The sequence below is a fragment of the Flavobacterium sp. TMP13 genome (assembly GCF_050847115.1).
Lineage (GTDB): Bacteria > Bacteroidota > Bacteroidia > Flavobacteriales > Flavobacteriaceae > Flavobacterium.
On the sequence record NZ_CP193656.1, the window covers coordinates 1,734,132 to 1,757,076 of the forward strand.

General features: G+C 32.0%; 24 protein-coding genes. 19 read left to right on the top strand and 5 right to left on the bottom strand.

The window, feature by feature from the left end:
* Nucleotides 1-408 precede the first annotated feature (408 nt).
* Nucleotides 409-720, top strand: a complete 312-nt coding sequence (locus ACRASX_RS07580; RefSeq protein WP_432222958.1) for a hypothetical protein — start codon at nucleotides 409-411, stop codon at nucleotides 718-720.
* A 430-nt stretch (nucleotides 721-1,150) separates the two neighbouring features.
* Here the strand turns inward: ACRASX_RS07580 and ACRASX_RS07585 are convergent, their stop codons facing one another.
* Nucleotides 1,151-1,411, bottom strand: a complete 261-nt coding sequence (locus tag ACRASX_RS07585; RefSeq protein WP_432222959.1) for a hypothetical protein — start codon at nucleotides 1,409-1,411, stop codon at nucleotides 1,151-1,153.
* 167 nt (nucleotides 1,412-1,578) lie between these two features.
* Nucleotides 1,579-2,133, bottom strand: a complete 555-nt coding sequence (locus ACRASX_RS07590) for an REP-associated tyrosine transposase (RefSeq protein ID WP_432222960.1) — start codon at nucleotides 2,131-2,133, stop codon at nucleotides 1,579-1,581.
* A 401-nt stretch (nucleotides 2,134-2,534) separates the two neighbouring features.
* Between ACRASX_RS07590 and ACRASX_RS07595 the strand changes: the two genes are divergently transcribed.
* Nucleotides 2,535-2,657 (top strand): hypothetical protein, encoded by a 123-nt coding sequence (locus ACRASX_RS07595; protein ID WP_432222961.1) that lies wholly within the window; start codon nucleotides 2,535-2,537, stop codon nucleotides 2,655-2,657.
* A 708-nt stretch (nucleotides 2,658-3,365) separates the two neighbouring features.
* Here the strand turns inward: ACRASX_RS07595 and ACRASX_RS07600 are convergent.
* From ACRASX_RS07600 to ACRASX_RS07610, 3 genes are read right to left on the bottom strand one after another with little or no spacing between them, the layout of a single operon-like run.
* Nucleotides 3,366-3,593 carry a hypothetical protein gene (locus ACRASX_RS07600; RefSeq protein WP_432222962.1) on the bottom strand — a complete coding sequence of 76 codons (228 nt, stop codon included), beginning with the start codon at nucleotides 3,591-3,593 and terminating at the stop codon, nucleotides 3,366-3,368.
* Nucleotides 3,594-3,605: 12 nt separating this feature from the next.
* Nucleotides 3,606-4,019: a DUF5675 family protein gene (locus tag ACRASX_RS07605; RefSeq protein ID WP_066306529.1), complete on the bottom strand. Its 414-nt coding sequence runs from the start codon at nucleotides 4,017-4,019 to the stop codon at nucleotides 3,606-3,608.
* Nucleotides 4,020-4,775, bottom strand: coding sequence for a hypothetical protein (locus tag ACRASX_RS07610; protein WP_066306531.1), 756 nt, complete (start codon nucleotides 4,773-4,775; stop codon nucleotides 4,020-4,022). It lies immediately after the preceding gene.
* Between the two features lie 1,531 nt (nucleotides 4,776-6,306).
* Between ACRASX_RS07610 and ACRASX_RS07615 the strand changes: the two genes are divergently transcribed.
* The 17 genes from ACRASX_RS07615 (at nucleotide 6,307) to ACRASX_RS07695 (ending at nucleotide 22,782) form a co-directional block, all read left to right on the top strand.
* Nucleotides 6,307-7,074, top strand: a complete 768-nt coding sequence (locus ACRASX_RS07615; protein WP_432222963.1) for a hypothetical protein — start codon at nucleotides 6,307-6,309, stop codon at nucleotides 7,072-7,074.
* Between the two features lie 155 nt (nucleotides 7,075-7,229).
* The gene (locus ACRASX_RS07620) at nucleotides 7,230-8,099 is read left to right on the top strand and encodes an ABC transporter permease (RefSeq protein ID WP_432222964.1); all 870 of its coding nucleotides are present in this window, start codon (nucleotides 7,230-7,232) and stop codon (nucleotides 8,097-8,099) included.
* 159 nt (nucleotides 8,100-8,258) lie between these two features.
* Nucleotides 8,259-9,551 carry an ABC transporter ATP-binding protein gene (locus tag ACRASX_RS07625; RefSeq protein ID WP_432222965.1) on the top strand — a complete coding sequence of 431 codons (1,293 nt, stop codon included), beginning with the start codon at nucleotides 8,259-8,261 and terminating at the stop codon, nucleotides 9,549-9,551.
* 7 nt (nucleotides 9,552-9,558) lie between these two features.
* Entirely contained in the window at nucleotides 9,559-10,431 is an 873-nt protein-coding gene (locus ACRASX_RS07630; RefSeq protein ID WP_432222966.1) for an FkbM family methyltransferase, read from the top strand.
* A 35-nt stretch (nucleotides 10,432-10,466) separates the two neighbouring features.
* Nucleotides 10,467-11,252 carry a glycosyltransferase family 2 protein gene (locus tag ACRASX_RS07635; RefSeq protein ID WP_432222967.1) on the top strand — a complete coding sequence of 262 codons (786 nt, stop codon included), beginning with the start codon at nucleotides 10,467-10,469 and terminating at the stop codon, nucleotides 11,250-11,252.
* 96 nt (nucleotides 11,253-11,348) lie between these two features.
* Nucleotides 11,349-12,164 (top strand): glycosyltransferase, encoded by an 816-nt coding sequence (locus ACRASX_RS07640; RefSeq protein ID WP_432222968.1) that lies wholly within the window; start codon nucleotides 11,349-11,351, stop codon nucleotides 12,162-12,164.
* A gap of 3 nt (nucleotides 12,165-12,167) precedes the next feature.
* Entirely contained in the window at nucleotides 12,168-12,497 is a 330-nt protein-coding gene (locus tag ACRASX_RS07645; RefSeq protein WP_432222969.1) for a glycosyltransferase family A protein, read from the top strand.
* A 230-nt stretch (nucleotides 12,498-12,727) separates the two neighbouring features.
* Nucleotides 12,728-13,672: a glycosyltransferase family 2 protein gene (locus ACRASX_RS07650; RefSeq protein ID WP_432222970.1), complete on the top strand. Its 945-nt coding sequence runs from the start codon at nucleotides 12,728-12,730 to the stop codon at nucleotides 13,670-13,672.
* Entirely contained in the window at nucleotides 13,651-14,517 is an 867-nt protein-coding gene (locus ACRASX_RS07655) for a glycosyltransferase family 2 protein (RefSeq protein WP_432222971.1), read from the top strand. Before ACRASX_RS07650 ends, ACRASX_RS07655 begins: the two co-directional genes overlap by 22 nt.
* A 26-nt stretch (nucleotides 14,518-14,543) precedes the next feature.
* Complete coding sequence (locus ACRASX_RS07660; RefSeq protein WP_432222972.1) at nucleotides 14,544-15,332, top strand: glycosyltransferase family 2 protein; 789 nt, start codon at nucleotides 14,544-14,546, stop codon at nucleotides 15,330-15,332.
* Between the two features lie 6 nt (nucleotides 15,333-15,338).
* The gene (locus tag ACRASX_RS07665; protein ID WP_432222973.1) at nucleotides 15,339-16,370 is read left to right on the top strand and encodes a glycosyltransferase family A protein; all 1,032 of its coding nucleotides are present in this window, start codon (nucleotides 15,339-15,341) and stop codon (nucleotides 16,368-16,370) included.
* A gap of 104 nt (nucleotides 16,371-16,474) precedes the next feature.
* Nucleotides 16,475-17,596 carry a non-hydrolyzing UDP-N-acetylglucosamine 2-epimerase gene (wecB, locus tag ACRASX_RS07670; RefSeq protein ID WP_432222974.1) on the top strand — a complete coding sequence of 374 codons (1,122 nt, stop codon included), beginning with the start codon at nucleotides 16,475-16,477 and terminating at the stop codon, nucleotides 17,594-17,596.
* 28 nt (nucleotides 17,597-17,624) lie between these two features.
* On the top strand, nucleotides 17,625-18,845 hold the full coding sequence (locus ACRASX_RS07675) for a glycosyltransferase (protein WP_432222975.1): 1,221 nt from the start codon (nucleotides 17,625-17,627) through the stop codon (nucleotides 18,843-18,845).
* Between the two features lie 3 nt (nucleotides 18,846-18,848).
* Nucleotides 18,849-19,940, top strand: a complete 1,092-nt coding sequence (locus ACRASX_RS07680; RefSeq protein ID WP_432222976.1) for a glycosyltransferase family 4 protein — start codon at nucleotides 18,849-18,851, stop codon at nucleotides 19,938-19,940.
* A gap of 1 nt (nucleotide 19,941) precedes the next feature.
* Nucleotides 19,942-20,598, top strand: a complete 657-nt coding sequence (locus ACRASX_RS07685; RefSeq protein WP_432222977.1) for a cytidylyltransferase domain-containing protein — start codon at nucleotides 19,942-19,944, stop codon at nucleotides 20,596-20,598.
* 6 nt (nucleotides 20,599-20,604) lie between these two features.
* A complete protein-coding gene (locus tag ACRASX_RS07690; RefSeq protein WP_432222978.1) occupies nucleotides 20,605-21,537 on the top strand; it encodes an acyltransferase family protein in 933 nt (310 codons plus the stop codon).
* A 177-nt stretch (nucleotides 21,538-21,714) separates the two neighbouring features.
* On the top strand, nucleotides 21,715-22,782 hold the full coding sequence (locus ACRASX_RS07695) for an N-acetylneuraminate synthase family protein (protein ID WP_432222979.1): 1,068 nt from the start codon (nucleotides 21,715-21,717) through the stop codon (nucleotides 22,780-22,782).
* Nucleotides 22,783-22,945: the final 163 nt, after the last annotated feature.

The following is a 22,945-nucleotide window of genomic DNA, read 5'->3' on the forward strand; positions in this document are numbered from 1 at the left end:
AAGTAGGTTGGGGCTTTAAGGGTGTTTTTTTGTTTGACTCATAGGCATTTGGTTTTATTATTAAAACTTTTGCGAGACGACCTACAAATGAGTAAACGCTAGGAATAAAAGAGAGTAAAAAGACCAAAAAAAATGGCATGGAACTCATCTTACTGCATCAGAGGCATTGGCATACCTTAACCACAAATAAGTGAGCCCACGCCATGGTCGTGAGCATCTTAACTTATCATCTCGTGGTTATAAAACGCCAATTTTCTGATACGAGATTCAAAGCGAATGCTTCAAATGTTTTAATATGAAGAGACGCAAAATTACATTAAATAAAATGTAATTGATAGTACAAATATATAAATAATATTTACACATGTGTAATTGTATCGATGTTTTTTTATAATTCAATTTGTTTATATGGGAAAACAAGTAAAAATTGAAGAACTAACTACCGCCATTTCTAATGTTATTAAGAAACTTTATAAGGATCGTAATGGAGTAATCTTAAGTGAAAACAACGAATACTTTATAGAATTCGGTAAAAACTTAGGACTAGAAAGATATATTAGTAATCATAACGTTACATGTAGTAAGCTTTTTGCAATTTGTGATTTTTTAGAAATTTCTTTATCTGATTTCTTTAAATTAGTAGAGAATGAAGATGAAAGATTAAAATTTAGTAAGGAGGCTAAAGGAAAGCTAGTTAGAAAAGCTTACAAACAACAATAAGTATTTTATAATTATAGATAATTGAATAAGAAACAAATGAGATGCCTAGGCATCTCCATTTGTTTTATAGCACTACAAAGTACTAGTCAATTTGGGAATACTAGTTGTCAAAAAGGTAATTTCTAAGGTGCTTGTAAAGCGTCTTTTATTTGTCCGTTCTACATTTGATGTATGGAATGGTATGAGATAATAGGATTTATTGCGGTTTGGATTTTAGGTCTTTACCTGAGGGAAAAGATTTATGAGCGTAAGAGAAATTATAATTGTAGTTGGAAGACACGACATAGCTCTACCTATAAAGATTTTAAAAGATACTGAAAGGTATCTTTTTTTTATGTTTGAAGATTAAAGATAATTTGAACGTATAGAAATATGCGCTGCTGGTGTCTCCGTAGTTAAAAGCCTCTACTTTCTGTGCTTATTCTCTCTATCAGCTACGGACTCTATTGTTGGCGCTGTAGTTTATGTTAATGGAGTCTCCTTTAATTATAAGTTCTCTTCGTTTTCTACTTGCATCTTGCTCTATTTTGTTTAGTGTTCGCTTAAAATTAGCTTCTTTGGTCTCTATCTCTTTATTTATTTGCACTAATTCTTTTTCTAACAACTTTATTTTTTGATGACGAAAATAGGAGGTTATTACTACTGCAAATAGTGAAAACAAACAAATTTTTATAAGGTGTCTATTTGTCATTTTGTTTTTTTGATTTAAAATTGGTCGTATAAATATAGTATAATTAATTTTTATGAACAGTGCGTAGAGAGGAGTGAATAGTTAGCGGTGTCTTACAAAAAAAGACCCGCTCGCGCGGATTTTCAATCCGTGCTCACTACCACATTCCTTATCTGCAAAATTTAAGATTAAAACAAGTCTAGTAAAATCACTTCTATATCATTCTCCAGACCCGCATAATTTCTGGCAGAGCTGAAATAATAGTCTTCGGGTACTAGTACTATTTTGTCCTTCACAGGATTCATGTGTATATATTCGACTTTCTGTTTTATAAATGTATTGCTATACATATACTCCGCATGGTAACCATCTTGCCAGACTTTATAATGCTGAGTTCTTTTTAAATGGATGCAGGCTTTTTGAAAATAGTCCAATAGCCATTCTCTTCGGCTCTCCGGTTCCTCGATAATAGTTTGAATTATTTTTTTAGAGGTGAATTTTTTAAAATCTCTAACTACATCCGATAGGATAAAACCATGTGTTGCTCTACAAAGCAAATGGACGTGACTACTCATAATGCAATACCCGTAGATTTCTAATCCTTTGTTTTGCTGACAATGAATCAAAGCATTGATAATGCCATTTTTCTGATTTAAACGAGTAAAAACATCCACCCAGCCCACGGTGGTTAGTGTAATAAAAAATGCTTCCTCTTTTGCTGTAGCTTTGTATTTTGTTGACATGGTTTTTTTTTATGTTAGGCACGGATTGCAAATCCGCGCTATCGAGTTGCACATTCGCGCTATTATTTACTGAGAACTGCTTTTTTTTGTTGACATGTATTTATGTTTACGATGGGCACGGATTGCAAATCCGCGCTATCGTTTACTGGGAAATACTTTTTTTTTGTTGACATGCTATTTCGTTTATGTTAGGCACGGATTGCAAATCCGCGCTATCACGTTGCAAATCCGCGCTATCACGTTGCAAATCCGCGCTATCACGTTGCAGATTCGCGCTATCGTTTACTGGGAAATACTTTTTTTTTGTTGACATGTATTTATGTTTATGATGGGCACGGATTGCAAATCCGCGCTATCACGTTGCAGATCCGCGCTATCGTTTATTGGGAAATACTTTTTTTTTGGCATGTATTTATGTTTATGATGGGCACGGATTGCAAATCCGCGCTATCGAGGTGCACATTCGCGCTATTGAGTTGCACATTCGTGCTATCGAGTTGCACATTCGCGCTATCGTTTACTGAGAACTGCTTTTTTTGTTGACATTCTATTTCGTTTATGTTAGGCACGGATTGCAAATCCGCGCTATCACGTTGCAGATCCGCGCTATCGAGTTACACATTCGTGCTATCATTTACTGAGAACTGCTTTTTTTGTTGACATTCTATTTCGTTTATGTTAGGCACGGATTGCAAATCCGCGCTATCGAGTTGCACATTCGCGCTATCGAGTTGCACATTCGCGCTATCGTTTACTGGGAAATGCTTTTTTTTCACATATATTTATGTTTATGGTGGGCACGGATTGCAAATCCGCGCTATCGAGTTGCAAATCCGCGCTATCGAGTGCGAGTGTAGTCTAAATCTTTTTTAGAAAAAATGAAATATCCTATTATAAATATAAAACAAAATGTAAGATTAATCTTTTTTATTTTAATTTTTTTATTTATTTAAAATTGCTTAGGGTCACGTTTAGTGGAGTTTGTGCAACGAAAGACTTTGTTTTTAAAAAAAAAGAGTCCAGACTTAGGGTCTGGACTCTTTGCGGAAAGTTCTCGGTGGGAATAGATTTATTTTCCTGTCTTTCGAAACAGTATTTTCAGTAGTATGGAGATACCGAAACTAACTATTGCCCCTATACTAGCTAGTGCTACAGTTTTTAGAATGTCCTCTGAGTTTAAATTTGGGACTATACTTAAAAAAGTACCACTTGCCGTTGCCACGAGCGAATGGTTACTCGACTGCATTCTCCGCTGATTTTAATTCGACAGTGAGCTGGCTTACCGCAGATACCACACCACCTGCTACGGCCAAATAGCCGCCGAGTGTTATTATGGCTGTGGGCAATGCTATGGGGGCTGCAAAAACAGCACTGCCAATGGCTGCCAGCACTAAGCCAATTGCGCGAAGGGTTTTGAAAAATTTTGGTGTGGGAGCTTGTGCTCTTTTGATTGCATTCATAATTTTTGGGTTTTAATTTTCTACTTTGGATTGTGATTGAATAAGGAGTAAAACGCTCTCTTTAGCGTCGAGTTCTCGAAATACTATAGCCGTAAGTTGTTGCATTGCTAGTCGAGATTTACGACCTTGACCAGGAGCAGCAAGTTGACTGACTGGTGCTATACAACCGCGGAGTTGCAGTGCGGCATTATTTGCTGGATGGATTAAGATTAGACTTCTATTGGGTACCTCTACTAGTTCTAGATGCCAGCCAAATTTTGTGCTGTACCGCTTCACTATGAAATATTCCCCTTCAGGAATACAAGAAATTTGGGGTCGATTTGCTTTCCAAGGCAATTCGATGGTATGGCAGATGGTTTTTCCTTTATATACCAATGTTCCGTTTGTTCCTTCAGGGAAATAGATTCGGTTTAAGACTAGAATCATTTATAGTCCGCTTACAGCTACCAAGGCTAGTGGATTGTACGACCCATTTTTTAACGCATAGAACTGGCCATTGACCTCCTGAAAGAATTCTATACCCACAGCAAGAAATAGTGGTTTGGTACTGTTTGCAGTTACTGCATTGATGTGGCTGATTGCGACAGTAGGTAGCATGTTCCACGGCAAAGTGGCCGTTTCATTGTTTGCAGAAACGAATGTTTCTGCTTCAAAATCTACTTCTGTTCCTGCTGAAATAATTTTAAAATGGGTTGTTCCAGAGGGAGCAGCTATCATGTTTGCCGGTACAAATGGTGCAATGGTTATTGAAATTTCGCCTGTCACTCGGTTGATGGTTTTGGTGTATTCGGCAAATAAGGTGGATCCCAACGTACTTTTTATGTTGAATTCAAATCCCGCTAACAGTTCGGCTTCGCCGTCAATAACGTTGCGTAAACCTCTTATGCTGATGAGGTCTGCCTGAATTACTTTGATCATAGATTGTGTCAATCGGCTGACCATTCTGCTGTCTGCAGCATTTAAAAGCAAGGTGCGTATCGATGATCGCAATATTTTTCCTGCTTTACCGGCTCTGCCAAATTCAGCTCCATTTTCTCTAGTACGTTGAAAGGCTGGATCAGTAGCCATTCTTTTGGCATCGATTCCGCCTTTTTCGCGAGCTAAGTGACCGTCTTTTGTTTTGTAAAAAGTAATATCTCCGATAGTACCTCTTAATTTGATAATCCCTTTTTGTTGCGCCATAATTTCTAAGTGTTAATTTATGAAGTATAAAATGTTAGGTACATTTTTTCAAACCTGATAAAGCCAATTTCGATGCATCTAAAAGCGGATTTATAGTACAAATCTTTCGCTATTTAATTTAAAATCAAAGTGGTAGGGTTCGTAACAGACCATAAAGGACTATAATGGTCGTATTTGCCTAGTTTTGAATGAGCAGTAAGAGGTAATTGTTAATTATTAATTGTTAATTATTAATTGTTAAGTATTAAGAAGTAATTATTAATTGTTAAGTGTTAAGAAGTAATTATTAATTGTTAATTATTAAATAGTAAGTATTACGCAGTAATTGTTAATTGTTAAGGATTAACTAGTAAGGATTAAGTATTTCAATTATTGAAGTATTGAGTCTAAAGGATTAAGTAGTAAGTATTAAGAAGTTATTGTTAATTATTAACTAGTAAGTATTAAGTATTAAGTATTAAGTATTGGATTAGTGCGCAGTGAGAATTGGCAAGTAGAGTTGTTTGTTTGCTTTTATTAATACGTTTTAACTTGTTAATTTTATTATATTTGATTGGCTAATGAAATTCTTTTTTCTTTTTATAAAAGTAGAATCTTGGTCTCAGATGGACGTTTATGAAGGCAGAACTGAAGAGAGTATGTATTTACCCTAAAGATGTTCAGCGTATTACTGGTAAGAGTTATCGTTACGCGCGATTACTCTTGATTGCTATAAAAAAGAACTTGGGAAAACAAGAACATCAATTCGTAAGCATTGAAGAATTTTGTTTGTACACGGGCTTAAATTTAGAACTGGTACAGCCGCTGATTGTGGGTTAAAAAATGTGATGGTTCACCCATTACTTTTTTACACTTTATTCTAACCTGTTCAACAACTAGTTCAGTAATTGAAGGAATGTAGTTATAGTAAGAGCTCAGGGTGTTAATTTGCTTTTAATCGACTTTTATTTGAGATGTATCTTTACTTATTCTCTAGCTTCAAGATTGCTTCTTTGAAGATCCAATTTCGAGAGGCGACTTTTATTTTTTAAAAAGCACTATTAAAACTGTAAGTTTCTGTATTTGCTGTTTAGAGTGTATAGTAATTGATTGGAAGTTCTGTTTTTAAGTGGATTTCTCTTTCAACCACTCTATTAGGGCAAACGATTTATACAAAACAGAGGGTTAAAGTGGATTAATTATCTATTTTTGCCATTGCTAGTTTTTTTAGAATTCTGTATAGACTTGGCAGTAAATTAGTTAAATTTTGCTAGTTGATGTTCACTGATTAATGCTTAGAAAGTGTTGGTGGGGATGCCGTAGGCTTGTTTAATTAGTGATTATAAATAATTAGTGTGTGTTACGCACTGTAGCATGTAAATAAATAGAGCAGTGAATAGTGCGTACGTTATTTGTAGTGCGCTGCACGTATTGCTTAAGGAATACTGTTATTGAAGACTTATTACTTGCGAATTAGAGTACAGCGTTTTTAGCTCTTCATCCTGTTGAAAATAGTATTATATTAGATTTATTTTTACTTAACTTATAAAAGATGGCAAAATTAATTGGGCCTTTTAAAATTACGGGAAAGCTCGACGATTTGACTTTTTATGAGACTGCTGACGGTACTATCGTTCGTATGTGTGGTAAGACAGGAATTACGAAACAACAATTTAAGGAGAATCCTATTTTTGATCGAATTCGACAGCAAAGTACTGAATTTGGACTTTGCTCTAGGAAAGCGAAGCGCTTTAAATTACTTGTACAACCTTTTTATACTTATGCTCAAGAAGCTTCTACCTTTGGTCGCTGCATTGGATTGTTACAGGCTATTTTAAAAGAGGATGCTATAAATCCTATTGGAAGCAGGCACATATATGTTGGACTGCAAACTCCAACTGGCCTTGGTTTTTTAATTGGATTTGAAGGCAATAGTCGACGACCTTTGTCTGCTGTATTGCGAGAAGAGCTCACTTTTGATTGGAAAAGTTTGCAGTTGAATTTGAAAGTTATTAGCCCTAGTATTGCCATCGACTGGCCAGAATTGTCTACACAGGTGGAAATACAGCTCGCTGTAGCCAATTGGAATTGTTTAGGCGATACCCATGAAACACATTACAGCAATTCGATTGTCGTCTCGAATCGTACTGAAGAGGTTGTTCTGGATTTTAAAATCAATGCTCCCCAAGAACAGGATTTGTGGTTGTGCTACATTCATTTCAAATTTAGTTACACTGCGGCTTACGGCAAAGTGAAGGTCTTGCACAATAAGTTTAATACCACTTCTTTAATTGGCTGTTTGTCTTTTGGAAGGAAGTGATTGGCAATTAGTGCGAAGTGAATAGTTGTGAGCGAGTAATGAAGTGTTTTTAGGAGTTACTTGATTGCAATTTACTTGTATACCTTCTGCAGGATAATTGATTTTATTTACTGATCTCCTATATTTTTTAAAATTTAAAAAAGAATTTATTTTTTATGCCCCATAGCCCGTCTGACAATGATCCTTGGTTGTTTGAAATAACACCAAAAAACAAGTTCTTTTCTTTAAACCTGCAAGAAGTTTGGCAGTACCGCGATTTATTAATGCTTTTTGTCAAGAGAGATGTGGTGACTGTTTACAAACAAACGGTTTTGGGACCATTGTGGTATTTGATTCAGCCATTGTTTACCTCCATTACTTTTACCATTATTTTCAACAATGTTGCCGGAATTGATACTGGATCGGTACCTCCATTTTTATTTAATTTAGCCGGCATAACAGTTTGGAATTATTTCACAGCCTGCTTATCTGGCACGTCGGATACATTTCGAGCCAACGCTGGAATATTTGGAAAAGTATATTTCCCACGAATAATTACGCCACTCTCTGTGGTAATTTCCAACTTGCTGAAGTTTGGGATACAATTTTTTATATTCATCGCATTTTATATCTTTTACTACTTCAAAGGCGCAGCAATTGGCTTTAATAGTTTGACCGTATTTTTTCCTTTACTAATTGTAATGATGGGAATATTAGGACTCGGACTCGGAATGATGATTTCATCAATGGTCACAAAGTACCGCGATTTTAGTTACTTAATTGGTTTTGGTGTGCAGTTACTAATGTATCTTTCGGCAGTAATGTATCCGATGGAATTGATAAAAGAGAAACTACCCAGTTATGGTTGGTTAGTGCAATATAATCCGCTTGCGTACATTATCGAAACCGCACGGTACATGCTATTAAATGTAGGGGAAGTTTCATTGTTGGGATTGCTATATACGCTAATTATAACTTTAGTTGTATTTTTTGCGGGTTTATTGTTATTCAATAGAACTGAGAAGAGTTTTATTGATACGGTTTAATTCCTCCCCCAACCCCTCCGAAGGAGGGGAGCAGGAACGATTTGATTTAATTGGAAAAGAATATTTTAATTTGTTTGAATTAAAAAAAAAGATAAAATTACCTATACGTGTCAACTCCCCCCTCCTTCGGAGGGGGCTGAGGGAAGGACCAAAAAGCAAATGAGTAAAGACATTATATTAAAAGCTGAGAACATCTCCAAACAGTATCGTTTGGGGCAAGTAGGCACTGGAACTTTAAGTCATGACTTCAACAGATGGTGGTATAAAATTCGTGGTAAAGAAGACCCTTATCTTAAAATTGGTGAAACCAATGACCGAAGTACAAAAGGTGAAAGTGATTATGTATGGGCACTTCAAGATATTAGTTTTGAGGTGAAGCGGGGTGAAGTTTTAGGAATTATTGGTAAAAATGGTGCTGGAAAATCCACACTCTTGAAAATTTTATCCAAAGTAACCGCACCAACAACGGGAAGCATCAAGTCAAGGGGACGTATTGCTTCTTTGCTAGAAGTTGGTACTGGTTTTAATCCAGAGCTAACCGGTCGTGAGAATGTCTATCTAAACGGGGCCATACTTGGAATGACCAAGAAAGAAATCACCTCAAAACTGGAAGAAATCATTGATTTCTCGGGTTGTCAGCGTTACATAGATACTCCAGTAAAAAGATACAGTTCTGGAATGACCGTAAGACTAGCATTTGCCGTTGCGGCTTTTCTGGAACCCGAAATTTTGGTTATCGATGAGGTTTTGGCAGTTGGTGATGCCGAATTTCAAAAGAAAGCCATTGGTAAGATGCAGGATATTTCTAAAGGAGAAGGAAGAACCGTTTTGTTTGTGAGTCATAATATGGCGGCGGTTAAAAGTTTGTGTACGAGGGGGATAGTTTTGGAGAATGGAAAATTAAAGTTTGATGGGAATATAGATGAATCAATTAATTTATATCTTAATTCCGATAAGAATAATTTTGATTCCAATTTTCTGGATGAATATATAAGGGATCAAAATGATGAATATTTCAACCTAAAAAATATTAAAGTAAGACAAAAAAACGTATCTGATTGCGTTTTTTACACAAATGAGACTATATCTATTCACTTTGATTATACAATAGTTAAAGAAGTTTTGGGATTAAGAATAGGATTTGATTTAATTGACTTAAATACTGAGACAATTATTTTCAGATCTTTCCATGATGATTTAGAATGTGAGATACAATTGATTGGAAAAGGTCAGTATTGCATTACTGCAACAATTCCTGCAAACTTATTGACGAGCGGATCATTTGGAATAAAACCTGCTATCGGAATTCATAATAAACGATGGATAATATTTGATGATAATCTTATAATTAAAATTTCTGTCATGAATATAGGTGGACTTAACAGCGCATTCGCCGATTCGCGACCTGGAGTAATATCGCCGGAATTATTATGGTGTAATATTGAAAACTAAAAAAATCATGGACAATAAGATTTTCAAAAGACCTTTATATAAAATTGCGGGTAAAATATCTAAAATATTAAGAAATTTTCAGAAACGAGAAGACGATAAATTAGTAAAGCGCAAAAATGAATTATGGGATAATTTATTTAAAGACAATGTCTTTTTTGAATTTAAATTAACTAATGATGTTAAAATTAATCTTTATAAAGACAGTGTTTTATCGAAGTTAATTTACAACGGATTTGAAAAGGAGGAAACTGATTACCTATACCAGGTTTTAAATGAAGGAGATGTCTTTCTGGATATTGGAGCAAATGTTGGATTATTTGCCTTAATTGCTTCGAATCTTGTAGGTGCAAATGGAAAAGTAATTTGCTTTGAGCCATCGCCATTAACTTTTGCGAGATTAGCGGAAAATGTTAAATTAAATGATTTTAAAAATATAGAATTAAAGAATATAGGGCTTGGAGAAACCAAAGATCAATTGAACTTTTATCTTTCTGAAAACGGACACGATGCTTGGAATTCATTTGCACCAAGTCAAGATAACAAGTTGGAAAAGATTATTCAAGTTCCAGTTTCAACTTTGGATATAGAATTGCAAAATGTCGATAAAGAAAAGGTTTCATTGGTTAAAATGGATGTTGAAGGCTGGGAAAAGTTCGCATTAAAGGGAGGGCGAGAATTTTTGATAAATTTTAGTCCTATCGTAATGGTAGAATTTACAGAAGAAAATACATTTAATGCTGGATACTCAGTTCATGAAATATACGATATTATGATCACTTTTGGATATCAATGGTTTACAATAAAAAATGGTAAGTTAATTGAAGAAACTAAGAAGCTCCATTACCCATACAACAATCTCATTGCCATTAAAAAACAGTAGCGGAGCTTAAGTTATTTTTTCTAACATAGTTTACAATGAAAAAAAAGATCTCTATCATTACTATCAATTACAATAATCTTGAAGGACTGAAAAGGACTGTGCAGAGCGTTGTCAATCAAACCTGGAAAGAATTTGAGTATATCATAATTGATGGCGGTTCAAGCGATGGTAGTGCAGATTATATCGAAAGTCAAAATCATTATTTTGATTATTGGGTAAGCGAGAAAGATTCGGGTATCTATAATGCCATGAATAAAGGTATAAAAGTTGCGACTGGAGAATATTTATTGTTTTTGAATAGTGGAGACGAATTATACACGAAAACGGTATTATATGAAAATAATAGTCAAATTCATACGGAAGATCTCCTTTATTTTGATATATGCCAAGTCTTTGAAACAACTACCAATATTTATAATTTCAAAGATAAAATCAACTACAGAACTTTCCTAAATGGAACTATTGGACACCCCACAACATTTATTAAAAAAGAATTATTTCAGAAGTATGGACTATATGATGAACAATTAAAAATAGTTTCAGATTGGAAATTTTTTTTTGTAGTTGTTGCCAAGTTTAATGCCTCCAATAGAAAGGTTAATAATATTCTTTCTAAATTTTACATGGATGGATTATCAACTACTAATAAGTCACAAGTAAGCTTAGAGCGGAATAATGTTCTTAAATCTGAATTTTATGATTTTGTCAGATTAAATGATTTAGAAATCTTATTAAATAGCTTAAACAAATCTAGGACAATAAAATTTTTAAATAAATTAGGACTTTTAGAATATGTAAAAAATTACAACACTTTAAAATGATCGCATATGTAAGTAGAGGATAAAAAATTTTGTATTCTTCAACGTTTAAATTTTTTACAAAATTACAAGTTCAAAATGATAAAATTTTATACAGACATGAGAAGTAAGATAATTACGATTTTAAATTTTTTTGGAATAAAGGAAATTGCAAAAAACTTCTACATTACTTTTATTTATTATACTTCAATTAACGGCATTAAACAGTCTTTTAATTATAAAAAGATTCCTATTATAATAATTAGTTTTAATCAGTTATTCTATTTAAGAAAATTAGTGCGTTTTTTGCAAAGGAAAAAGTATCTTAATATAATAATAATCGATAATAATTCAACCTATCCTCCTTTACTAGAATACCTTAAATCTATTTCAGGACAAGCTACTGTATATATGTTAGATAAAAATTATGGTCATTTAGTATTTTGGAAAAACAGAGATATATTCAAAAAGTATATGAGAGGCTACTACGTCATTACTGATGCTGATATTGTTCCAGAATCCTATTGTCCAGATGATTTTCTGCTTGAATTTAAAAAAATATTAAATAAGAATCGCAAAGTATCAAAAGTTGGTTTTAGCTTAAAAATTGATGATCTGCCAGCAAAAAATACCAATAGAGAAAAAGTTATAAGGTGGGAATCTCAATTTTGGAAAAATATTAATATAGATGGAAATTATCAAGCTCCAATCGATACAACTTTTGCCTTGTACAAACCAGGATTTATTGAGTATAACTCTAAAGTTTTTTACAACGCTATTCGTACTAAGAATCCTTACGTAGCCATTCATGGAGGTTGGTATATTGATTCCCAAAATCCAACAGACGAGCAAAAGTATTATTTAAAAGTAGCCAGACATTCTGCTTCTTGGCTGACAGATGAAAACGGAGATTTATTAAATAAAATGTATCAATAAGTTATGTTAGCTATTGTAATTCCTTATTACAAACTTGCCTTCTTCGAAGCTACCTTACAATCACTGACTGATCAGACAGATAAGAGGTTTAAAGTCTATATTGTTGCCGATGCGAGTCCAAGTAGTCCTTCTGTACTGTTAGAAAAATTTCGCGGAAGCATCGATTTTGTTTACCATCGTTTTGAAACAAATTTAGGAAGAAGTTCGTTAACTAAACAATGGGATCGTTGTATTGCTTTATCAACTAATGAAGAATGGATAATGATTTTGGGGGATGATGATATTTTTCGAAATAATAATTTGAAGAGTTCTATAATTGCTCTGAAGAGATAAATAAAGCTGCAATATACACCTCATATTATAGGCAATAATAATAATAATAATAATAATAAGTGTCTACAAAATAAACTTAATTTCAACAATCCAGTTAGATTAAAAAGAATACAAATTAAAAATGACTTTTATATAAAGGCTATTGAAAACATTTATAATAAAGAGAAACTTTTAATATATTAATATGAAAAAAAAATATAATATTGAAGAAATAATGATAAAATAAATAGATGGCTAATGTTACAATAATAATTCCAAGCTACAACCATAGTAATTTTTTATTAGACCGATTGAAAAGTATTGCTAATCAAACCTACAGTGATTGGGAAGCTATCATCATTGATGATAAATCAACTGATTGTAGTGTCAAACTTATTACTAATTTTATTGAAGGTAATACAAATTTTAAAGTTAAGCATTTTATAATTAATGAAAAAAATTCGGGAAGCGGTTATCTCTCATGGCAAAAAGGAATTGAACTAGCAGAAACTCAATATATCTGGATTGCCGAAACGGATGACGTGTCTGATAATATTTTCTTAGAAAGTCAAATAAAACTCTTAGAAAAATTTCCTGAAGCTGCCTTAGTCTTTTCAAATTCTCAGTATATTGATGAGAATGGGCTTTTCTTGTACACTTCGGAAAAAAGAACTGAAAAATTAAAAAATTTAAATACAGATTATAACGAACTGAAAGCTTCCATATTAATCACTGATATGCCATTTGAAACATTAATCACTAATGGGAGTAGTGTTGTATTTAGAAAATCATCTGATAAAATTCCAGAATCTATATTTAATAATAAACAGTGCTCTGATATTTTTTTGTGGACTTACTTAGTCAAAGATAAAACGTTTATTTTTAATAATTTGACACTTAATTATTTTAGACGTCATGACAATTCAACAACAACTTTAAGTACAAAATATAAGTTGAAATCAATTTATATTGAAAAATTTCATTATTTAAATTACTTTTCTCAAACGGACAAAGTAAAGTTACTTTTAAAGCACTACATTCAAGATTATATTTTTCACGATAAATCTGAATGGTTTATAAATTCTATTTTTAAAGAAATTGAATCTTTAAAGAAATTTAAATTCTACTTTTATATTATATTAATTAAGGAAGTTTTAAATAAAATATATAATAAATGCCACATCAAAGCCCGTTAGTCAGCGTTATTATCACTACTTATAATAGGCCTTTGTATTTACGCTTGACCATAAATAGTGTGAAAAATCAAACTTATGAAAATATTGAAATAATTGTTGTTGATGATGGTACTGTAGGGGATGAAAATCTTAAAATATGTAATTCGTACGAGGGTATAAAGTATATAAAAACACACAATACTAAAACGCCCGCATCAGGAAGAAATCTTGGTTTTAACAATTCAAATGGTAGCTTAATTGCTTTTCTAGATGACGATGACCTTTGGATAGAAAATAAAATTGCTATACAGGTCAGTATTTTATTAGAAAATCCTGATTTTGGATTAGTGCATTCTCCTTGTAAAGTCGTGAATTCGGATGGACTTTTGCAACATGAAATTATAGGAGAAAGTTTTAAGTGGAGAAATAAACATGGTGATGTTTACATGAATATGTTAGGTAGATTCACTTTAATGATGCCAACTCCGTTACTAAGAAAAGAATTGGTAGAAAAAGTTGGTTTGTTTAATGAAATTATGTTGCCTGCAGGTGAAGATGTTGAATTTTGGACAAGGTGTTCTTTCGAAACTAAATTTTATTATTATGATCAACCATTAGCAGTATATAGAGTACATTCAAAAAATTTGTCACTTAATAAAAAAGCATACATTGATTTGCCTCTATATTTAAAAAAAATTCTAGTTAAACAAAAAGGAAAAAATCGTATCAGTTCTGAAGAGTATAATTTACTTTTGAAAATCTGTGTTAAAATGCAGTGGCAACACAAAAAAGACAATTTTTTTAGAACATTATTTAATATGTTTTTAATTGATTATTTGTTTTTTGTTAAATTTAAAAAATCATAGCGATTTCAATTTTAGATTATTATTAAATGGAAGAGATCTCAATAGTAATAAGAAATAAAAATCAAGCAACTGCTTTAGAGTTTTTACTTTCTAATCTTAGCGTAAGGTATTCTGGCGATTTTATAGAAATGATAGTGCTAGATAATCAATCTACAGATAATAGTGAAGAAATTAGTACAAAATATGGAGCGAAATTCATAACTATTGAGAATTTTAGTTATGGAGGTAGTGCAAATAGAGCTGGCATAGAAGCGAAAGGAAATATTGTAATAATTTTTAGCGCTCATGCATTTCCAATTAGTCATGATTTTTTTAAAATAATTAAAAATAGCTTTTCTGGGAGGATGGATGAATTAGCAGGAGTACGCTGTTTGCATAATCATAATGATTATCGCGCTTATTTAAATAAAACTACAGCCGAAGAAGATTATAACAAAGCAGGTTTGATATTTGCATGTTCTGCATTTAATAGACACATTTGGTTGAGAAATCCTTTTAAAGATAATATTTTGACTTTTGAGGATAAAGAGTGGACTAAAAGAATTGTCGCATTAGGTTTTAAAATTGAATTTGTACCAGCTATCTTCTGTTACCATATTGTAAGAACAAGAGCTGAAAATTATTTTAGATTTAAAAATGAAACGATTGGAAGCTATCAGTTACATCACACATCAGTTACATTTTATAAATCAATTAAATTTTTTCTTTTTTCTATTTATATCCAAACAAAATCTTATTGCTTGGATATTTTCTATTCCTGTAAAAGATTGTTATTTATGCTAAAGTTTTTATTAAATAAGCCAGAAAAATTCTAAAATAAAATGAGAGTAGGGTCTAATCCGCAAAAAGATAAAAAAATAGAGTCATCTGATTATTTTCATCAAGTTATTGTTCCCGTTTATATTCCTAATCAAGAAGGATATTTTAAAGATGGTTTAGCTATTTTACAATACTGTTTAGAATCATTGGTTAAAACAAGTCACAACAAAACTTTTATATCAATTATAAATAATGGAAGTTGCGATGTCGTTTCCGAATATCTTGAGAGACTTAGAAACGCTGGTACTATTCAAGAGCTCATTCATACAAGCAATATTGGAAAGATGAATGCCGTTTTAAAAGGGATAGTGGGACATTCGTTTGATTTGGTTACTGTTGCTGATGCCGATGTTCTTTTCTTGGAAGATTGGCAAACGTCCAGTTATAAAGTTTTTGAAGCCTTCCCCAAAGCGGGTATGGTATGTACAACTCCTTCATCAAGATCCTATAAAGTACTGACTTCAAATATATATTGGGATTATCTTTTTTCTAAAAAATTAGCTTTTAGATCGGTTAAAAATCCGGAAGCATTAAAGGCTTTTGCTCACAGTGTGGGTAATGAATCATTTTACAACCAAGAACATTTAAATAACTATTTAACAATTAAGGAAAACAATGTAACCGCTGTAGTAGGCGCTGGACATTTTGTAGCCACATACCGAGGCGGTATTTTTGAATCGGGAGTGATGCGTAATTCTTTATATAAAATGGGAGGTACCAGTGAAAGTGATTTGTTAGATGTTCCAGTCGTAAAAAAAGATTTTTGGCGCTTGTCTACCGAGGATAATTATACCTATCACATGGGAAACGTTTTGGAGGATTGGATGAAAACTATTTTAGAACATCAATCAAAATTGCCAAATACTACTTTGATTTCGTGTCCTGAGTTTAGTTTTTATGGTAATTCTAAAATAGTGTATTGGTTTAAAAGTAAGTTGTTTGGTAAAATTATATTTGACAAACCAGTTTTAAAATGGGTTTTTAGAATTAAGGGGCTTTCAAAAGAAACAGCAGATTTTTATATAAAAGGGTAAAAATGTAAACTAAGGTTATAGTGAAATTTTTGGAGCAAATAAAAATGTATAATTTTACTATTTTATCTAGATAGGAAATTATGATCAAATCATTTAAAAAATAAATGGAAAAAATTCTACTGTGTTTTGGAACTCGTCCCGAAGCAATAAAAATGGCACCATTATATCATAAGCTTAAATTAGATTTTGTCGATGTTAGAGTTTGTGTAACTGCTCAACATAGAGAGATGTTGGATCAAGTTTTGGGCTTTTTTGAAATTGTACCAGATTATGATTTGAATTTGATGAAAAAAAATCAATCATTAAATGAATTAAGTTCACGAATTTTACAAAATATTGATAAGTTGTTTGATGATTTCAAGCCAGATATTGTATTAGTTCATGGAGATACAACTACTAGTCTTATTGTTTCTTTAGCTGCTTTTTATCGACAAATAAACATCGGTCATGTAGAAGCTGGACTTAGGACTTACAATAAAAAATCTCCTTTTCCAGAGGAAATTAATCGTCAATTAACAGGACGTCTAGCAGACCTACACTTTGCACCTACAAAATGGGCTTCAGAAAATTTGATGAAGGAGGGTATTTGTCGTGAAAGTATTTTTGTGACCGGAAATACAGTAATTGATGCTTTAGGAATTGGTTTAAAAAAGATTGATGAAGGTTATTTGTCTGATGATTTAAAATTAGTTAAATCATTAATAAACCCTTCTTGTAAAATTATTTTAGTTACTGGACATAGAAGAGAAAGTTTTGGAAAAGGTTTTGAAAACTTATGTTTAGCCATTAAAGAAATTGCACAGAATAAAGATGTACAAGTAATTTACCCCCTACATTTAAATCCTAATATACAAATACCTATAATGAAAATTCTAGATGGTATTGATAATGTACATTTGATTAATCCAATTGATTATCCTTCTTTTCTTTTTTTGATGAATAAAGCGTATTTAATTATGACAGATTCTGGTGGTGTTCAAGAAGAAGCACCTTCTTTAGGGAAACCAATTTTACTTTTAAGATCAAACACAGAACGTCCAGAAGCATTATCTACGGGTAATATAAGAATGGTAGGGATGGATAAGGAAAAAATAGTTGAAAATGTAATTGAATTATTAAAAAACAGAGAATCGTATTTAAAAATGTCTCAAATTAATAATCCATATGGCGATGGTAAAGCTTCAGAACGGATAACAGAAATTTTAAAAATGAAATTGGGATATTAATTATATCTTGAAATTTAATTTTCATAATATGAATATTGGAATAGTTACTACTTGGTTTGAAAGAGGAGCATCATATGTTTCTAAAAGTTTTCGAGATGCATTGATATTAAATAATGAAAATGATGTTTTTATTTTTGTTAGAGGAGGAGAACAATATGCTATTGGAGATAAAAATTGGGATTATGAAAATGTTTTTTGGAGTAAAAGAAGAAATATCCCCTCTGTGGGTATGGTCATTGATAAAGATGATTTCAACAATTGGATTAAGGAAAACAAAATAGAACTTGTTATTTTTAATGAGCAACATTGGTTTATTCCTTTACTGTGGTGTAAGGAATTGAATGTTAAGACTATTGCTTATATAGATTATTATACGGCAGAGACAATTCCTCTTTTTGATATTTACGATGCAGTAATTTGTAACACTAAGAGACACTTTACGGCTTTTAGAAATCATAAAGAAGTTTTTTATTTGCCATGGGGTACCCAACTGGATGTATTTAAACCGACAAATTCAGATTTAGTAAATTCTGAAGTTGTTACTTTTTTTCATTCCTGTGGTAGAGATAAAAATAGAAAGGGTGCTGATTTAATTTTGAAGGTATTTGATCGAATTAATGCAGATTTTAAATTAATTATTCATACTCAAGTTGAGTTTAAAGAGTTTGAACACCTAAAGTTAATAAAGAGTTTGCAAGAAAAGAATAAGCTCGAGATAATATGCAATACAGTAACTGCTCCTGGTTTGTTTTTTTTAGGAGATATTTATGTTTACCCATCACGTCTTGAAGGTGTTGGATTGACCATTGCCGAAGCACTTGCATCAGGATTAGGCTTAGTTACTACTGATATGGCACCTATGAATGAGTTTTCTAATGAAAAAAATTCTTTGTTGGTTAATGTGCTCTACCAATATTCTAGGGCAGATGCGTATTATTGGCCAATGTGTGAAATTGATTTGGATGATCTACAAAACAAACTCGAAAGCCTCTGCCATAACAAGCAAAAAGTTGTTGAAATGAAAATGCAAGCAAGAATTTATTCAGAACAATTTTTAGATGTAAAAAAGAATTTAACAGCACTGAATGATATTGTTGGAAAAGTTCAATTTACTGTTCTTGAAGAAAAATTAAAAAATAAAATTCTGTCTTATGAAAAGAAAGGATTAAAAAAGTATTCCAGATTTTATTTACAATTCTATTGTATTTATAATTTTTTGAGAAGAATTAAACGAAAATTAGAGAAATAAGAAATGGTTAAAGTTATTTTAATATCACAAATTCAACTGCCTTTTGATAAAATTGGAAGTTGGACAACTCTGTATAAAAATTATTTAGCCAAAAGTTCGTTGATTGATTATTTGGTTTGTAAAAAACCATTAAATGAATTTCCTTCTGTTAAATATTCTTTTGTAGATTCAACATGGTTTTCAAAAATTAAAAAGAAAATTAAGAGGAATCCCTATTTAGATTATTTTGAGGCACTTTTTAAAATAATAAATTCAAATCAAAAATTCGTTATTCAAGTTGTAGACAATTTTGGTATTATCAAACCTTTACAACAAGAATTGGTTAAAAAAGGGTTAAGAGAAAATTGTTATATACAGTTTTTTTATCACGGTTATTCGCCATTTTGCAAAAATATTGAACAAAGTTGGTTTTTTGAATATATTGATGAGATGATACTTTTGACGTATTTGAGTTATGAGGAGCATAAAAAGTATTATACTGTTTTACCCACTCGCTTTTCGGTTTTGCATAATGGAATTGATACCCATAAATTCCGTACAGTAAGTCCTGTTGAAAAAGTAGCCTTGAAAGAACGCTTTAATGTATATGCTAAAACTGTTTTTGTCTGGTGTTCGCAAGACCGTCCTAAAAAAGGATTACATATTGTTTTAGATGCATGGCAGCAAGTTCACCAGCAGCAACCCAATACAGTTTTATGGGTCATTGGTTGTGAACCCAAAACGCCTCAAGAAGGAGTTGAATATTTAGGAAAAATTCCAAATGATGAATTGCCAAAGTATTTTCAAATATCAGATTGTTATTTGTTTCCAACATTATGCCATGAAGGTTTTGGAATGAGTTTAATTGAGGCTTTGCATTGCGGAAATTATTGTATTGCTTCATCCATCGGAGGTGTTCCTGAGGTTTTGCAATATGGTAAGCTGGGTAAGTTGATTGATACTCCGCATTTTGTTTCAAGTTGGGAAGATGCTATGATAACATATCTTGATAATCGACCAGAAGCTTCTACTTTACCTTCTGAATTATATTCAGCAGAAGCTTGGGCATTGGGTATGAACACCATTATAAATAATGCCGAACGATATTTTTTGTAATATGAAAACAATCGCTATTATTCCAGCAAGAGGCGGCTCAAAAAGACTGCGTGATAAAAACATATTATTGTTAGGAGGAATTCCGTTATTAGCACATAGTATTTTGTACGCTCAGGAAAATAATGATATTATAAATGATATCTATGTTTCAACAAACGATGAGTTAATCAAACAAATTGCATTGCAATTTGGAGCCAAAGTGATCGATAGACCAGATAGTATTTCGGGTGATTTAGAACCTACTGTTTCGGCGTTAAAACATGTTTTAGAAACTATAGATGAGCTTGTAGAAAATGTGGTTTTATTACAGCCCACTAATCCTTTGCGTACTAAAGAGCTGTTAAACCAAGCTTTTGAACTATATCGTACAAGGAACTATGATAGCTTATTTACGGTGACTAGAAATCATCAAAAATTTGGTAAGATTACTGATGGAAAATTTATTCCATTTAATTATGAAATTGGGCAAAGAAGCCAGGATTTACAGCCGCTCTTTTTTGAAAATGGCTTGCTTTATATAACGAAAGCAACCCTAATTTTAGAAGACATAATTATCTCAAAAAAGGCTTTTCCTTATGAAGTAAATCATATTTTTGCCAATCTCGACATCGATACTCGAGATGATTTTAATTATGCTGAATATTTATATAAGCGGTAACTCATAATGAAGGATAAAATTTATTTTCCTAATCTTAATGGTTTAAGATTCATAGCTGCTTTTATGGTGATATTTAGTCATTTAGAATTGAATAAACCCTATTTTGGTATGCCAAACTATTTTCGAGAAGTTAAACATCTGGGAAAATTGGGTGTTTCGCTATTTTTCGTATTGAGCGGATTTTTAATAACTTTTCTATTATTGATGGAAAAGGAAAACGGTTCAAAAATATTATATAGAAGTTTTTACATGCGAAGGATTTTAAGAATATGGCCTTTGTATTATTTTATTGTAATTTTATCATTGTTTGTTCTACCATATTTTGAATTGTTTAATATCACAAATTTCAAAATGAATCTGGTAAACCCTTTTGAATATTTAAAGGTTATTTTACTCTTTCTCCTTTTTTTACCAAATTTATTAATTCAGATTAAATTAGTTCCTTTTGCAACTCAAACTTGGTCTATTGGAACTGAAGAACAGTTTTATCTTATTTGGCCTTGGATAATTAATAATGGTAAAAGATTAAAATTGTTGTTTATTGCCTTAATTATTGGTTATAATCTCATTTCATATTTAGTTGAAATTAAAGATTTTCAAAACCTTCCATATTTTAATATGATAAAGGGATTTGTTCATCTACTTCAATTAGATGTCCTTACAATAGGAGCTCTAGCGGCTTATCTACTCTACAGTAAACATAAAATCTTATTCTTTTTTGCAAACACTCCTTTATTTATATTCTCCATTATTTCAACAATATTGATTATAGCATTAAATGTTAAACTTATTTTTGGAAACTCAGTATTATACGGTTTTCATTTTGCTGTAATAATTTTATGTCTTATTCATAATCCGAAATTAAAGAATCTCTTAGAAAATAGATTTTTTAATTATTTAGGAAAATTTCTTATGGTTTATATATGTATCATCAAATAATAATAGTTTTTACAATAAATGTTTTATTAAAAACAAATACAATTGATAATAAGTTACTTTATGCTTTGTCTATTATTCTTACAATACTTGTCTATAGTATTTCTTATAAATATTTAGAAGGATCTTTCTTAAATAAAAAAAGAAAATTGTCAATTTTTAATAATGAAAAATAAAAATATGAATTCATATATAGAAATTTCCGGAAGAAAAATAGGACAAGATTTTCCGCCTTTAGTAATTGCCGAAATCGGAATTAATCATGAAGGTTCTTTAGAAGTTGCTAAAGAGATGGTCGACGCAGCACATCGAGCAGGAGTTGAGGTTGTAAAGCATCAAACCCATATTGTAGCTGACGAAATGAGTGCAGCAGCCAAGAAAGTGATTCCTGGCAATGCTAATGTTTCTATTTATGAAATCATGGAACGTTGTTCTTTAAACGAAGCCGATGAATTGGAACTTAAAAATTATGTCGAAAGTAAAGGAATGATTTTTATATCGACCCCTTTTTCGCGTGCCGCTGCTGATCGTTTGCGAAAATTTGATGTTCCCGCTTACAAAATAGGTTCTGGTGAATGCAACAATTATCCTTTGTTAGAACATGTTGCCTCTTTTGGTAAACCAGTAATTTTAAGCACAGGAATGAACACGATAGAAAGTGTTCAAAAAGCAGTCGCTATTTTTGATAAACAGAAAGTTCCTGTTGCCTTATTACATACTACGAATTTATATCCAACTCCAATTCATCTCGTACGTTTTGGAGCGATGGTCGAGTTGGGTGAAGCCTTTCCAGATAAAGTTTTCGGACTAAGCGATCATACTTTAAATAATAACGCTTGTTTAGGGGCAGTAGCACTTGGCGCAAGTATTTTAGAAAGACATTTTACAGATACCATGGAACGCAGTGGACCTGATATTGTATGTAGTATGGATGAAAAAACCTGCATAGAATTAATTGTTTATAGTAAGGAAATTGCTCTAATGCGTGGTGGGAAAAAAGAGCCAGCTCCAGAAGAACAAGTTACCATTGATTTTGCTTTTGCCACTGTTTGTACAATTGCAGCTGTAAAAGAAGGAGATATTTTTACTAAAGAAAATATTTGGGTAAAACGTCCAGGAACAGGGAAAATTTTAGCAGAACATTATAATGCTATTCTTGGTAAAACAGCTACAAAAAATATTGAGAATGATGAGCAAGTATGCTGGGAGGATGTCTCGACTTCGCTCGACATGACAGTGAGTAAGTAAATTGAAAGTTTGGTTTTTTTGTCGAATCTAGCGCAGTCAAGATTGATTTTTAATTGAAAACGCTTCGTTATAGTATGGATGTCTCGCCTGCGCTTGACATGACGATGAATAGTTAATTAGAAAGTTTAGTTTTTGTCAAATCGAGCGCAGTCGGGAGTAACTT

What these genes read in the sequence shown, in the direction of transcription:
- ACRASX_RS07580 (WP_432222958.1), top strand. Translation starts at nt 409, where the DNA reads ATGGGAAAACAAGTAAAAATTGAAGAACTAACTACCGCCATTTCTAAT.
- ACRASX_RS07585 (WP_432222959.1), bottom strand. Translation starts at nt 1,411, where the DNA reads ATGACAAATAGACACCTTATAAAAATTTGTTTGTTTTCACTATTTGCA.
- ACRASX_RS07590 (WP_432222960.1), bottom strand. Translation starts at nt 2,133, where the DNA reads ATGTCAACAAAATACAAAGCTACAGCAAAAGAGGAAGCATTTTTTATT.
- ACRASX_RS07600 (WP_432222962.1), bottom strand. Translation starts at nt 3,593, where the DNA reads ATGAATGCAATCAAAAGAGCACAAGCTCCCACACCAAAATTTTTCAAA.
- ACRASX_RS07605 (WP_066306529.1), bottom strand. Translation starts at nt 4,019, where the DNA reads ATGATTCTAGTCTTAAACCGAATCTATTTCCCTGAAGGAACAAACGGA.
- ACRASX_RS07610 (WP_066306531.1), bottom strand. Translation starts at nt 4,775, where the DNA reads ATGGCGCAACAAAAAGGGATTATCAAATTAAGAGGTACTATCGGAGAT.
- ACRASX_RS07615 (WP_432222963.1), top strand. Translation starts at nt 6,307, where the DNA reads ATGGCAAAATTAATTGGGCCTTTTAAAATTACGGGAAAGCTCGACGAT.
- ACRASX_RS07620 (WP_432222964.1), top strand. Translation starts at nt 7,230, where the DNA reads ATGCCCCATAGCCCGTCTGACAATGATCCTTGGTTGTTTGAAATAACA.
- ACRASX_RS07625 (WP_432222965.1), top strand. Translation starts at nt 8,259, where the DNA reads ATGAGTAAAGACATTATATTAAAAGCTGAGAACATCTCCAAACAGTAT.
- ACRASX_RS07630 (WP_432222966.1), top strand. Translation starts at nt 9,559, where the DNA reads ATGGACAATAAGATTTTCAAAAGACCTTTATATAAAATTGCGGGTAAA.
- ACRASX_RS07635 (WP_432222967.1), top strand. Translation starts at nt 10,467, where the DNA reads ATGAAAAAAAAGATCTCTATCATTACTATCAATTACAATAATCTTGAA.
- ACRASX_RS07640 (WP_432222968.1), top strand. Translation starts at nt 11,349, where the DNA reads ATGAGAAGTAAGATAATTACGATTTTAAATTTTTTTGGAATAAAGGAA.
- ACRASX_RS07645 (WP_432222969.1), top strand. Translation starts at nt 12,168, where the DNA reads ATGTTAGCTATTGTAATTCCTTATTACAAACTTGCCTTCTTCGAAGCT.
- ACRASX_RS07650 (WP_432222970.1), top strand. Translation starts at nt 12,728, where the DNA reads ATGGCTAATGTTACAATAATAATTCCAAGCTACAACCATAGTAATTTT.
- ACRASX_RS07655 (WP_432222971.1), top strand. Translation starts at nt 13,651, where the DNA reads ATGCCACATCAAAGCCCGTTAGTCAGCGTTATTATCACTACTTATAAT.
- ACRASX_RS07660 (WP_432222972.1), top strand. Translation starts at nt 14,544, where the DNA reads ATGGAAGAGATCTCAATAGTAATAAGAAATAAAAATCAAGCAACTGCT.
- ACRASX_RS07665 (WP_432222973.1), top strand. Translation starts at nt 15,339, where the DNA reads ATGAGAGTAGGGTCTAATCCGCAAAAAGATAAAAAAATAGAGTCATCT.
- wecB (WP_432222974.1), top strand. Translation starts at nt 16,475, where the DNA reads ATGGAAAAAATTCTACTGTGTTTTGGAACTCGTCCCGAAGCAATAAAA.
- ACRASX_RS07675 (WP_432222975.1), top strand. Translation starts at nt 17,625, where the DNA reads ATGAATATTGGAATAGTTACTACTTGGTTTGAAAGAGGAGCATCATAT.
- ACRASX_RS07680 (WP_432222976.1), top strand. Translation starts at nt 18,849, where the DNA reads ATGGTTAAAGTTATTTTAATATCACAAATTCAACTGCCTTTTGATAAA.
- ACRASX_RS07685 (WP_432222977.1), top strand. Translation starts at nt 19,942, where the DNA reads ATGAAAACAATCGCTATTATTCCAGCAAGAGGCGGCTCAAAAAGACTG.
- ACRASX_RS07690 (WP_432222978.1), top strand. Translation starts at nt 20,605, where the DNA reads ATGAAGGATAAAATTTATTTTCCTAATCTTAATGGTTTAAGATTCATA.
- ACRASX_RS07695 (WP_432222979.1), top strand. Translation starts at nt 21,715, where the DNA reads ATGAATTCATATATAGAAATTTCCGGAAGAAAAATAGGACAAGATTTT.